We start from the raw sequence: 11,921 nt of genomic DNA, 5'->3' as shown, positions 1-11,921 counted from the left end.
TGAGCGACGAGAACTTGATTCTCGGGCGTGGCCCAGGGGCCGGCCATGGGGAGCGAGAAGCCGAGGTTCATGATGTCTCCTCTTCTGATGTACCCCTCAAAGGAATCTCTCTTTCTTCTGATGTACCCCTCAAAGGAATCTGCTTTTCATCTCAGGTCGCGGAAGAAGGCGCGGATGTCCTCGGCGAGGAGGCTGGGCTCCTCGAGGGCGGCGAAGTGGCCGCCCGACGGCATCACCGTCCAGCGCTTGATGTTGTAGACACGCTCCGCCCATGAGCGCGGCGGACGGATGATCTCCTTGGGGAAATCGGCATAGGCCGTCGGCACCTCGATGCGCTGGCCGTCGGCGATGGGCCAGGGCGCGTGGTAGCGCGCATAGTAGGGCCAGAAGGACGAGCCGATTGCCCCCGTGACCCAGTACAGCATCACGTTGGTCAGGAGCTCGTCCTTGGAGAAGCGGCGCTCGACATCGCCACCGCAATCGCTCCACGTCCTGAACTTCTCGACAATCCAGGCGGCCAGTCCCGCGGGCGAATCGGTGAGGCCATAGGCAAGGGTCTGGGGCTTGGTGCCCTGAATCCACTGATACCCTGTTTCCTCGCGCAGCCACGCGCCGAGCTGATCGAGGTAGGCGCGCTCCTCTGGGGTCGGGTTCTCCGGACGCGGCAGATCGCGCCGGAGCGACAGCAGGTTGACATGAATGCCGGCCAGGCGCTCGGGGTAGGCTGCTCCCAGTCGCGAAGTGATGAATCCGCCCCAGTCGCCGCCCTGGGCCGCGAAGCGATCATAGCCCAGGACATCGGTCATGAGCTGGGCCCAGGCATCTGCGATCTCGGTGACGCCGAACCGCGCCTGACCCGGCGCAAAGGAAAAGCCGTAGCCGGGCAGCGATGGCGCCACCACCGTGAAGGCATCGCGCGCATCGCCCCCGAAGCGCGCGGGATCGGTAAGCATGGGAATGATCTTGTGAAACTCCCACACGGAGCCGGGCCAGCCGTGGGACAGGATGAGGGGCAGGGGCGCGGGCCCGCGACCCTCCTCGTGGATGAAGTGGACATTGATGCCGGCCACGGGCGCCGTGAACTGACGGAAGCCGTTGAGCTCGGCCTCGTGCGTGCGCCAGTCGTAGCGTGTCTGCCAGTAGGTGACGAGCTCGCGCAGGTAGCCGAGGTCCGTGCCAAAGGCCCACGGGGCGCCGGGCGCCTGGTCGGGGAAGCGCGTGCGGGCCAGCCGCTCGCGAAGATCGTCGAGCACGGCCGGGGGGACGGCGATGGTGAAGGATGTGGGTACGCTTGCCGTCATCCTCTCTCCTCCAATGGTTGCGGCGTGCCGACCGCGCCGGTCAGTGTACCGGCGATGGAACGCGCGGGCCACCTCTGATCTTCTCGGCGAGGCCCGACCCCTCCGCTTCCATCTTGACCTGTTTCGCTGACCGGGAGACGATCCCCGGCGACAGGGTGAGGATCACGATCCTCAATGTCGTATTGCAAGACCTGACCCCCGGGAGGTGAGCGTGAGGCTGTCTGCCGACCAGTGCGTGCCCAGGGATGCCGCGGCCTTGCTGATCGGGCGGGCGTGGGTCCCTGCCGAAGATGGACCATCCGTCATCGCCGTGCGCGGCGACGAGGCCGTGGACCTGACGCCATCGTACACGACGGTCAGCCAGCTCCTGAACATCACCCAGCCCGACGAGCTGCGCGCGGCCATCAAGGTCGCGCCGGCCATGGGACGCCTCGACGACCTGGTCGCCAATAGCAGGGAAGGGCAGCGCGATTCCTCGCGCCCCTGGCTCCTGGCGCCGTGCGACCTGCAAGCCGTCAAGGCGAGCGGGGTGACCTTCGTGGCGAGCCTGCTCGAGCGCGTGATCGAAGAGCGTGCGCGCGGCAACCCCGCCCTGGCCGACGGCGTCCGGCGCGAGATCCAGGCCATCATCGGCCCTGATCTGCGGGGCGTCCGGCCCGGCTCGCCGGAGGCGGCACGCATCAAGGACGTGCTGGTAGCCCGGGGCATGTGGTCGCAGTATCTCGAGGTCGGCATCGGACCCGACGCCGAGCTGTTCGCCAAGTGCCCTCCCATGGCCGCGGTGGGGCTCGGGGCCCGCGTGGGAATCCATCCGGCTTCCGTCTGGAGCAATCCCGAGCCCGAGCTGGTGCTCGTGATCAATAGCGCGGGCACCATCGTGGGCGTCACCCTCGGCAACGACGTCAACCTGCGGGACGTCGAGGGGCGGAGCGCGCTCCTCCTCGGACGCGCGAAGGACAACAACGCCTCGGCCGCCGTGGGCCCCTTCGTACGGGTGCTGGACGAGACGTTCACGCTCGATGCCGCTCGCCGTCTGAGCTTCCAGACCGTGGTGGAAGGCCTCGACGGCTTCCGTGTGGAGCACACGACGCGCGTGGGCGAGATCAGCCGCGACCTGGCCGACCTCGCGGCCCAGGCCATCGGCCGCTATCACCAGTACCCCGACGGCCTGCTCCTGTTCATCGGCACCATGTTCGCCCCCGTGGACGATCGCGGCGCACCCGGCAGCGGCTTCACCCACAAGATAGGGGACGTGGTGAGCATCGGCGCGCGCGAGCTCGGCACCCTGGTCAACGAGGTGGTGGCCTGCGACGAGGCAGAGCCGTGGAGCTTCGGCACCGGGGCCTTGATGGCCAACCTTGCCCGGCGTGGCCTCCTCACGGAGCGGGGGCGCCGCTGAGAAGGATTCCCGGACACCTTGCCACCGATGTGAAAGCCGCGTAGATTTACCGCTCTCGTCATCGGATGTACAGCCAGGGATGTACAGCCAGGGATGTACAGCCAGGGCTGTGCGGCCAGTGACGTGCAGCCAGAGGCGCGGAATGCGAGCAGGCCAGGGAGGCACAGCCATGAAGCGAGTCGCGGCACGGATGGTGGGCATGATCGGCGCCGTGGCGGCGCTCGTCTGCGGTATCGCCGCCCTTGACGCCCAGGAGACCCCGGAGATCAAGATCGGCGCCTTCATGCCGATCTCCGGCATCAGCGCCGACGTGGGCGCCCAGATCAAGGCAGGCACCGAGGTCGCGGTGGAGCGGGTGCAGGCGCAGGGGATCAGCCTCGGGGGCAAGCCCCATCGCGTCCGGGTGATCTGGTACGACGACGAGGGCAAGGCCGACGTGGGGCTGAACGCGGTCACCCGCGCCCTCACCGTGGACAAGATCCACGTGGGCGTGGGTGTCCTCTCCAGCGATGTCTTCCTCCGGGTGATGGACGAGTTCCAGAAGTCCTCGGTGCCCGTGATCACCTGCTGCTCGGCCTCGCTGAAGATCGGGGAGCGGATCGCCGCCAACAAGATGGGCTACGTGTTCCAGCTCAGCCCCACCGCCAACGACATCGTGCGCTCGCTCGTGGCCGCGGTGGCCGAGCACGCGAAGCCCAGGAAGGTCGCGCTGCTGAACGAGAACACCGACGCGGGGCGCGACTTCTCCCGCATCTCGCGCGAATGGTTCCAGCAGAACGCCAGGGACGTGGAGATCGTGGCCGAGGACTTCGTCGAGCGTGGGGTGACCGATCTGACGCCCCAGCTCGCCAAGATCAAGCGCGTGGGCGCTCAGGTCATCGTCGGCGAGATCTACGGGTCGAGCGGACCGGTGCTCTTCAACCAGTGGTACGAGCTGAAGGTGCCCGCCCTCCTCGCCCACATGGGAGCGACGGTGGCCGCCCAGACCTTCATCGACCAGCACGCCAAGGCCATGGAGGGCGCCATCGTCAACAACCGCTGGTGGCCCGCGCGCTACTCCGATGTCTCGGAGCCGATGATGGCCGCCTACAAGAAGAAGACGGGCACCGACGTCACCAACTTCGCCGTGCAGGGTCACGACTCCGCCCTCGTGGCCCTGGAGGCGATCGCCAAGGCGGGCAGCCTCGATCCCGACAAGATCCGCCTCAGCATCGAGAGCAACACCTTCGCCACCGCGTGGGGCACGCGCAAGTTCACCCCGCTCGCCGAGGGCCACCGGATGCCCATCCAGACGGTGGTGGTCCAGATCCAGGGTGGCAAGAAGGTGCCGATCTATCCCGCCGCCGTCGCCGCCAAGGGCGAAGGCAAGTACGTGACGGTGCCTCCGTACGCCTGGGAGAAGAAGTGAGGCCCCGCCCGGGCGCATGAGCCCGGCCGCGCCGAGTCCGCCCGACGGGACGCCCACGCTGGCGGTGACGGGGCTGAGCAAGCTCTTCGGGGGGCTCCGCGCCGTCAGCGAGTGCTCGTTCGAGATCGCCCCCGCGACCATCGTGGGCCTCATCGGGCCCAACGGCTCGGGCAAGACTACCATCTTCAACCTGATCACCAATCTGCTCCGGCCGGATGCGGGGGCCGTGTATTTCAACGGGGCGCGGATCGACGGGCTCAAGACCTACGAGATCGCGCGGCGAGGGATCGGGCGCACGTTTCAATCGGTGAAGATCTTCCGCGAGCTGAGCGTCTGGGACAATCTCTCCATCGCGGCCATGGGCCGCGAGCGCCTCGGGTGGGAGCCCACGGCCACCGCCTGGCTCGAGCGGCTCGGTCTCGATCATCTCCGCGAGGATCCGGGCGAGAACCTCTCCGTCGGCCAGCAGCGGCTCCTGGAGCTGGCCATGAACCTCGTGGTCGATCCGCCCTTCCTGATGCTCGACGAGCCGCTGGCCGGCGTGCATCCCGTGGTGCGGCAGCGCATCGCCGAGACCATCCGCGCCCTCCGCCAGGAAGGCCGCACCTTCCTCATCATCGAGCACGACATGGCCTTCGTGATGGAGCTCTGCGACAAGCTCGTGGTCATGGATCACGGGCTCAAGATCGCCGAGGGCGCGCCCGAGGCGATCCGGCGCGACCCGACGGTGATCGACGCGCTTCTGGGCCGGCGGCGCGATCCCGCGCTCGCCTGATGCTCGAGGTCGGGGAGCTCCGCTCGGGCTACGGCCGGCTCGAGATCCTCCAGGGCGTGACGCTCCACGTCGCGCCCGGGACCATCGTCGGCGTGATCGGGCCCAACGGAGCGGGCAAGTCCACCCTCCTCAAGACGGTCTTCGGCTATCTCTCCCCCTTCGGCGGCCGCATCACCCTCGAGGACCAGAGCCTGATCGGGCTCCGCCCCGACCAGATCCTGCGGCTGGGGACGGGCTTCGTGGCCCAGGCCGGCGGCCTCTTCGCGGACATGACGGTTCACGAAAACCTCCTGCTCGGCGGGTACGGGCTGCCCTCACGCCACGAGCTCGCCCGGGCCCTCGACGCCGTCTACGAGCAGTTCCCGCGGCTTCGCGAGCGACGGCGCCAGGCCGCGGACAGTCTCTCGGGCGGGGAGCAGCGCGCCCTGGCCCTCGCGCGGGCGCTGGTCATGCGACCGAAGCTCTTGCTCCTGGACGAGCCCTCGGCCGCCCTGGCCCCGCAGTTCATCGACGAGGTCTACGCGACGATCCAGGCGCTCAATCGGTCGGGGCTCGCGCTTCTCATCGTGGAGCAGAACGTGGAGATGATCCTGAGCGTGGCCCACCGCGTCTTCGTCCTCGACCTGGGCCGGAACGCCTTCGACGGCACCCCCGCCGAGCTGCGCCAGACCGACCGCATCCGTCGCCTGTACCTCGGTGACCGCCAAGGAGAGTCGCGTGTGCCCTAGCCGAACGGGAGTAACCGGTGGGGGGGTGTCGGGGGAGGAGCGGCGCTCGCTCCCCCTGACTCATACAAGGAGAGTCGCGTGTGCCCTAGCCGGCGTTCTGACTCGTTCGTATCGACACCGGTGCCGAGCAACACGCGCGTGATCGGTGGGGGGGTGTCGGGGGAGGAGCGGCGCTCGCTCCCCCCTGACTCAAATGCAATCACTGCTTGAGTTTCTGATTCAGGGCATCGTGCTGGGCGGCCTCTACGCGCTCTTCGCGGTGGGGATTACCCTGATCTTCGGAGTGCTCAACGTCATCAACGTCGCCCACGGCGAGTTCTTTGCGGTGGGGGGCTATGTGCTCTTTGCCGCCGTGGTGCTCCTCCATCTTCCGCCCGTCGTCGGGGCGGTGGCGGGCGGGGCGGGGGCGTTCCTGCTGGGGCTTTGCGTGTATCCGCTGCTCATCGCGCCGCTCCAGCGGCGGCTCGGTCGCCGTCCCGCCGGCTCGCTCTACCTGGTGCTGACCCTCGGGCTCTCGACCTTCATGCAGTCGAGCCTGCTGGCCATCGGCGGCGGCGACTATCGCCAGGTGCCGCCGCTCGTCCGGGGCATCCTGGAGATCGGCTTCACGGGCGTGAGCTACCAGCGGGTGCTGGTCTTTGTGGTCGCCGCGCTGCTCCTGGCCGCGCTCTTCGTGTTCCTGCGGTGGCACCGGCAAGGGCTGGCCGTGCGCGCCGTCGCCCAGAATCCCGAGGCCGCGCAGGCCATGGGGATCAATCTCGGCCGGATCTTCTCGCTCACGCTCGCGCTGGGCGTGGGTCTCGCCGGCATCGGGGGCGCCCTCATGGCGCCGCTCTTCAACGTGTACCCGGCGGTCGGGTTCCCGCTGACCATCAAGGCCTTCGCCATCACCATCCTGGGCGGCATGGGCAACCTCGTGGGCGCGCTCCTGGCCAGCCTGATCATCGGGGTGGCGGAATCCCTGGTCGTCATCGTGGTGCCGTCCCAGTGGCAGAACGGCGTGGCCTTCGTGGTCATGATTGCGGTGCTCTTGTTCCGGCCTCAGGGGCTCCTGGGGCGCGCCACCGCGCGATGACGAAGCTTCGTCTCCTCGCTCTTGGCGCGGCGGGTGTCGTCCTGCTCCTGCCCGTGCTGCTCCCGCATCCCTTCGTGCTGAGCATCGCCACCCAGGCCGTCATCTGGGCGCTCCTCGCCGCGAGCTGGGATCTGCTCTCCGGCTATACCGGGCAGGTCTCTTTCGGCCACGCCGGCTTCTTCGCCCTCGGCGCTTATACCGCTGCCGGGGTGAGCAAGCACCTCGGGCTGTCGCCATGGCTCGGACTGGTGCTTGGAGCGGCCGTCGCCGCCGTCGTCGGGCTCGGCACCGGGTTTCCCGCTCTCCGGCTGCGCGGCCACTACCTCGCCCTGGTCACTCTCGCTCTTGCCGAGCTGATCCGTCTGACGGCCCAGAACTGGCTCGCCGTCACCGGCGGTCCATTCGGGATCTACGACTTCGGCAGCTTCACGGGATTGCCGGCCACGGGAATCCCGCGCGCCCAGGCCGTGTACCTGCTCGTGGCTGCCATCGTGGGGGCGGGTGTCGGCGCCATGCTCTACGTCTGCCGTCGCACTCGGGCCGGGCGCGCCTTCCGTGCCATTCGAGAGGACGAGGTGCTGGCGGAGAGCCTCGGGATCAACACCACCGTCTACAAGCTGCTCGCCTTCGGCCTGAGCTCCGGGCTGGCCGGGCTTGCCGGCACGCTCTACGCCTACTACATTCAGCTCGTGAGCCCCACCGTCGCCACGGCCGCCACCACGTCGCTCGTGATCGGGATGGCCGTGTTCGGCGGGCTGGGCACGATCTGGGGACCCGCCCTCGGCGCTCTCCTTCTCTATGCCATCAACGAGGGCCTGCGCTTCATCGGGGTCGTCTACAATCTCGTGGCGGTCGGACTCGTGATCATGGTGTTCGTGATCTTCCTGCCGCGCGGCCTCGCCGGCCTCCGCTTCGGCCGCGCGAAGCACGTGGTAGCCTTTCGAGCCGAGACGCTGCCGACGAGCCGCAGGCGTGGCGATTCGAGCTGAAGGGCGAAGCCCTGAGGCGAGGGCTGAGTTGATCAGCGGTGAGGGGAGTGCTGAGTGAGTCAGGACGCCGCGGTGACGGGAGCGAGGGGATCATGAGGGAATGTCGATGACGGAGGCCAAGAGCTACCGGCTGGGCGTGGACGTCGGGGGCACGTTCACCGATCTGGTTCTGGTGGCGCCTGACGGACGGGCGCTGACGCGGAAGGTGCTCTCCACGACGACGAACTATGCCGAGGCGATCATCACCGGCACCACGGCGCTCCTCGCCGATGCGAGACTCTTGCCCGCCGTGGTCGGCGACGTGATCCACGGGACCACCGTGGCCACCAATGCCATCCTGGAGCGCCGCGGTGCGCGAACGGGGCTGATCACCACCGCGGGCTTCCGTGATCTGCTCGAGATCGGCCGTCTGCGCCTGGCCCGCCTCTACGATCTGGACTTCGAGCGGCCGGCGCCGCTGGTTCCGCGCCGCTTGAGGCTCGAAGTGGGCGAGCGCATGAGTCATCTCGGTGAGGTCATCACCACGCTCGACCGGTCGAGCGTCGAGATGGCGATCGACCGGCTGGCCGGGGAAGGCATCGAGTCCGTTGCGGTCTGTCTCCTTCACGCTTATGCCAATCCGGCCCACGAGCAGGCCATCGGCGCCCTCGTGCGCGAGCGCGCGCCGGGCCTCGCCCTCACCCTCTCCTCCGACATCCTTCCGGAGATGAGAGAGTTCGAGCGGACGAGCACCGCCGTCACCAACGCGTACGTCATGCCCGTGATGGCGCAATACCTCGAGTCGCTCGAGCGCGAGCTCGGCCGCGTCGGCCTGCCCGGCACGCTCCTCGTCATGCAGAGCAACGGCGGCGTCATGACCGCCGAGCATGGCCGCCGCCGGCCGGTGCACGTGATCGAGTCGGGGCCGGCGGCCGGCGTGATCGCCACCGCCGCCCTCGCCCGCCGCATCGGCGAGGGCAACGTGATCAGCATCGACATGGGAGGCACCACCGCCAAGGCCTCGGTGATCGAGGGCTTCGAGCTCAAGCGCACGGGCGAGTTCGAGATCGGCGGCAGCATGTCGCAGGGGAGCCGGCTCTACAAGGGCAGCGGCTATCTGCTGCGCGTGCCTGCCATCGACATCGCGGAGGTGGGCGCGGGCGGCGGCAGCATCGTCAGTGTGGATGGGGCGGGCGCGCTTCACGTGGGGCCTCGGAGCGCGGGGGCCGTGCCCGGGCCCGTCTGCTACGGCCTCGGCGGCACCGAGGCGACGCTGACCGATGCCAATGTCTGCCTCGGCTATCTCCATCCCGAGCGCCTCCCGAGCGGCCTTACCCTGCACGCCGACAAGGCCCGGCGCGTCGTGTCCGAGCAGGTGGGCGCGCCGCTCGGCCTCGAACTCTTGGAGGCGGCCCACGGAGTATACCTGCTCGGCTGCGCGGGCATGGCGCGCGCGGTCCGCGCCGTCACCATCGAGCGCGGGCGCGACCCGCAGGAGTTCACCCTGATCGCCTTCGGCGGCAACGGACCACTCTTCGCGGCGGAGATGGCCCGCTCCCTCGAGATCGCGAGGGTGCTGGTGCCGCCCGCGCCCGGGGTGTGGAGCGCGCTCGGGCTGCTCGAGGCGGAGATGGAGCATCACCTCGTGCGGACCTTCCTCCGGCCGCTCGCCGGCCTCGAGCCGCGCGACCTCGTGGAGGCCCTCGCCTCGCTCGAGAGGGAGGCGGAATCTCTGCTGAGCGCTCAAGGTTATGGCGCCGACCGCGTGGAGATCGAGCGCAGCGCGGATCTCAAGTACCAGGGGCAGTCCTTCGAGCTGGCCGTGCCCCTGGGGCCCGCCGCCATCGGCATCGACGCGATCAGCCGGCTCGCCGAGGCCTTCGACAAGGAGCACGAGCGCACCTACGGCCACAAGGCCGAGGGCGACCCCATCCAGATCGTCAACCTGCGGCTGACCGCGCGCGTTCGCCGGGCCACGGACATGCGTCGCGAGACCCGCTTCATACCCGGCACGCGGGCCCGCGGCGGCGAGCGCGAGGCCTACTTCGGCCCCGGCCACGGCGTGATCCGCACGCCCGTCATCGGGCGAGAGGATCTCGACGCGCGGCCGCGGCCCGGGCCCTTGCTCATAGACGAATACGACGCGACCACCCTCGTGCCGCCGGACTGCCCCGTGCACCTCGACGCCCACGGCAATATCGTGATCGACACGGCGGCATAACGCACCGGACGGAGGGAGCACATATGATGCTGTCGTGCTCGAGCGCCGGCTTTGCCGGCGCAATCACTGGTTCGCCGTCGAGGCGCCTTCGCGCCCGACGGTCGGGCAAGTCCGTACCTGTGGCGACAATTTACGGGGGGAGGTTTCGGAAGGGGGGCGAAGCCCCCCTCCGAGTCTGAAATGGCAACGCGCGAGCTGAGCGACCCGATCCTGCTCGAGCTGATCAAGAACGCGCTGGACACCATCGTGGACGAGATGGCCATCGCGCTCGTGCGCACCGCGTACTCGAACAACCTCAAGAACGCCATGGACATGTCCTGCGCGCTCTGCGACGCGGAGGGGCGGCTCATCGCCCAGGGGCTGACCCTGCCCCTTCACCTGGGCTCCATCCCGGACGCCATGGCCCGCGTGCGCCAGAAGTTCGCGGGGCGGACGCATCCGGGCGATGTCTTCATCCTGAACGATCCTTACGAGGGCGGCACCCATCTGCCGGACTTTTACATCTTCAAGCCGATCTTCTTGGAATCCGCTCGCCTCGGACGGCGGGGCCCCAGCCCCGCGACGTCCTGCAGCTCGCAAGACTTGGACGACCGTCTCGTCGGCTGGTCGGTCAGCATCGGCCATCAGCTCGACGTGGGCGGCAAGACTCCCGGCGGCAATGGCTGTGACGCCACCGAGATCTTTCAGGAAGGGCTGCGGATCCCCGCCATCAAGCTCTACACGGCGGAGGGGCCGGTGGAGGCGGTGTTCGAGCTCATCGACCGAAACGTGCGCGTGCCGCGTCAGGTGCTGGGAGACGTGCGCTCCCAGGTGGCCGCCTGCCTCACCGGCGAGCGCGCCTATCTCAAGTTGCTCGCCCAGCACGGCCCCGAGCGCTTCCAGACCTGTACCAGGACGCTGCTCGCGCAGGCCGAGCGGCTCGCGCGGACGGCCATCGCCAAGATGCCCGATGGCACCTACGAGTTCACCGACTGGATCGACGACGATGGCATTGATCCCGATCCCATTCCCCTCAAGGTCGCCCTCACCGTCGAGGGCGATCGAATGATCGCGGACTTCACCGGCTCGGCGCCCCAGGTGCGGGGCGGCATCAACTCGCCGCTGCCCTTCACCAAGTCCGCCGTGTACGCGACGGTGCGCCACCTGATCGGCGGCGACCCGCCGAACAACGAGGGCTACTTCCGCCCCATCGAGGTCATCGCCCCGCCCGGCACCATCGTCAACCCGGTCATGCCGGCCGCGGTGGCCGCGCGCGGCTTGACGGGGTTCCGGCTCGCCAATGCGCTCTTCGGCGCCCTCGCCCAGATCGCGCCCGATCGTGTGTTCGCCTGCGAGGTGGGCGGAGACACCGGGGTCAGCTTCGGCGGCTACGACCGCGAGCGGCGCCCGTTCGTCTTCCTGGAATTTCTCTTCGGCTCCTGGGGCGGGCGTCCCGCCAAGGACGGCGTCGACGCCTGCAGCTCGAGCGTGGTCAACTTCTCGAACAACCCCATCGAGGTGATCGAGTCCGAGTATCCGCTCCGTATCGAGCGCTATGGGTATGTGCCGGACTCGGGCGGGGCCGGCAAGCATCGCGGCGGCCTGGCCGTTGTCCGCCAGTATCGCTTCCTGGAGGCGACGGGCACGCTCCAGCTCCGGACCGATCGCCGGCGCTTTCTGCCCTATGGCCTCGCGGGAGGTCGGGCGGGCACGCCCTCCGACAATATCCTCAATCCTGATACCGACCCGCGCCAGCTGCCGAGCAAGTGCACGCTGGAGATCCGCGAGGGCGATGTCTTCCGCCATCTCCTCGCCGGGGCGGGCGGATGGGGCGATCCGCTCGCCCGCGATCCCGCCCTCGTGCTCAAGGACGTGCGGGAGGAGAAGCTGACCGCCGACTATGCGCGACGGGAGTACGGGGTGGTGATCGATGTCGCCGAGGGGAAAGTTCTGGCCGAGGAAACGGCGAGACTCAGGGCCAAGCTGGGCGTGCAGACGGCCTCGGCCTCGTCCTCGACAGGCCATCCTTGATTTCACATCGTCCGCGCCTTAGAGTCGACAGGCGTC

Annotated in this window: 9 protein-coding genes; 8 read left to right on the top strand and 1 reads right to left on the bottom strand. The window is 68.7% G+C overall.

Translation table 11 applies throughout. The annotated features are described in order from the left end of the window. Positions 1 to 146 precede the first annotated feature (146 nt). Positions 147 to 1,301 carry an epoxide hydrolase gene (locus tag VGT00_00620; GenBank protein ID HEV8529902.1) on the bottom strand — a complete coding sequence of 385 codons (1,155 nt, stop codon included), beginning with the start codon at positions 1,299 to 1,301 and terminating at the stop codon, positions 147 to 149. Between the two features lie 211 nt (positions 1,302 to 1,512). On the opposite strand from VGT00_00620, the gene VGT00_00615 reads away from it, so the two are divergent. From VGT00_00615 to VGT00_00580, 8 genes are all read left to right on the top strand, one after another. Further along, positions 1,513 to 2,700, top strand: coding sequence for a fumarylacetoacetate hydrolase family protein (locus VGT00_00615; protein ID HEV8529901.1), 1,188 nt, complete (start codon positions 1,513 to 1,515; stop codon positions 2,698 to 2,700). 169 nt (positions 2,701 to 2,869) lie between these two features. Next, positions 2,870 to 4,108, top strand: coding sequence for an ABC transporter substrate-binding protein (locus VGT00_00610; protein ID HEV8529900.1), 1,239 nt, complete (start codon positions 2,870 to 2,872; stop codon positions 4,106 to 4,108). A 16-nt stretch (positions 4,109 to 4,124) separates the two neighbouring features. Beyond that, positions 4,125 to 4,883 carry an ABC transporter ATP-binding protein gene (locus VGT00_00605; protein HEV8529899.1) on the top strand — a complete coding sequence of 253 codons (759 nt, stop codon included), beginning with the start codon at positions 4,125 to 4,127 and terminating at the stop codon, positions 4,881 to 4,883. After that, positions 4,883 to 5,611: an ABC transporter ATP-binding protein gene (locus VGT00_00600; protein ID HEV8529898.1), complete on the top strand. Its 729-nt coding sequence runs from the start codon at positions 4,883 to 4,885 to the stop codon at positions 5,609 to 5,611. The genes VGT00_00605 and VGT00_00600 overlap by 1 nt, the downstream gene beginning before the upstream one ends. Positions 5,612 to 5,804: 193 nt before the next feature. Continuing rightward, entirely contained in the window at positions 5,805 to 6,686 is an 882-nt protein-coding gene (locus tag VGT00_00595) for a branched-chain amino acid ABC transporter permease (GenBank protein HEV8529897.1), read from the top strand. After that, positions 6,683 to 7,675 carry a branched-chain amino acid ABC transporter permease gene (locus VGT00_00590; GenBank protein ID HEV8529896.1) on the top strand — a complete coding sequence of 331 codons (993 nt, stop codon included), beginning with the start codon at positions 6,683 to 6,685 and terminating at the stop codon, positions 7,673 to 7,675. The genes VGT00_00595 and VGT00_00590 overlap by 4 nt, the downstream gene beginning before the upstream one ends. Positions 7,676 to 7,781: 106 nt before the next feature. Then, positions 7,782 to 9,875 (top strand): hydantoinase/oxoprolinase family protein, encoded by a 2,094-nt coding sequence (locus VGT00_00585; protein ID HEV8529895.1) that lies wholly within the window; start codon positions 7,782 to 7,784, stop codon positions 9,873 to 9,875. Between the two features lie 180 nt (positions 9,876 to 10,055). Beyond that, positions 10,056 to 11,885 carry a hydantoinase B/oxoprolinase family protein gene (locus VGT00_00580; GenBank protein HEV8529894.1) on the top strand — a complete coding sequence of 610 codons (1,830 nt, stop codon included), beginning with the start codon at positions 10,056 to 10,058 and terminating at the stop codon, positions 11,883 to 11,885. Positions 11,886 to 11,921: the final 36 nt, after the last annotated feature.

The organism is Candidatus Methylomirabilota bacterium (assembly GCA_036002485.1).
Classification (GTDB): Bacteria; Methylomirabilota; Methylomirabilia; order Rokubacteriales; family CSP1-6; genus AR37.
Note: the sequence above shows the minus strand (reverse complement) of the source record. Positions and strands in the feature narration are given on the sequence as shown.

Bases quoted from the DNA above. Each gene is read 5' to 3' on its own strand.
- VGT00_00605 (HEV8529899.1), top strand. From the start codon at position 4,125: ATGAGCCCGGCCGCGCCGAGTCCGCCCGACGGGACGCCCACGCTGGCG.
- VGT00_00610 (HEV8529900.1), top strand. From the start codon at position 2,870: ATGAAGCGAGTCGCGGCACGGATGGTGGGCATGATCGGCGCCGTGGCG.
- VGT00_00595 (HEV8529897.1), top strand. From the start codon at position 5,805: ATGCAATCACTGCTTGAGTTTCTGATTCAGGGCATCGTGCTGGGCGGC.
- VGT00_00580 (HEV8529894.1), top strand. From the start codon at position 10,056: ATGGCAACGCGCGAGCTGAGCGACCCGATCCTGCTCGAGCTGATCAAG.
- VGT00_00600 (HEV8529898.1), top strand. From the start codon at position 4,883: ATGCTCGAGGTCGGGGAGCTCCGCTCGGGCTACGGCCGGCTCGAGATC.
- VGT00_00620 (HEV8529902.1), bottom strand. From the start codon at position 1,301: ATGACGGCAAGCGTACCCACATCCTTCACCATCGCCGTCCCCCCGGCC.
- VGT00_00590 (HEV8529896.1), top strand. From the start codon at position 6,683: ATGACGAAGCTTCGTCTCCTCGCTCTTGGCGCGGCGGGTGTCGTCCTG.
- VGT00_00585 (HEV8529895.1), top strand. From the start codon at position 7,782: ATGACGGAGGCCAAGAGCTACCGGCTGGGCGTGGACGTCGGGGGCACG.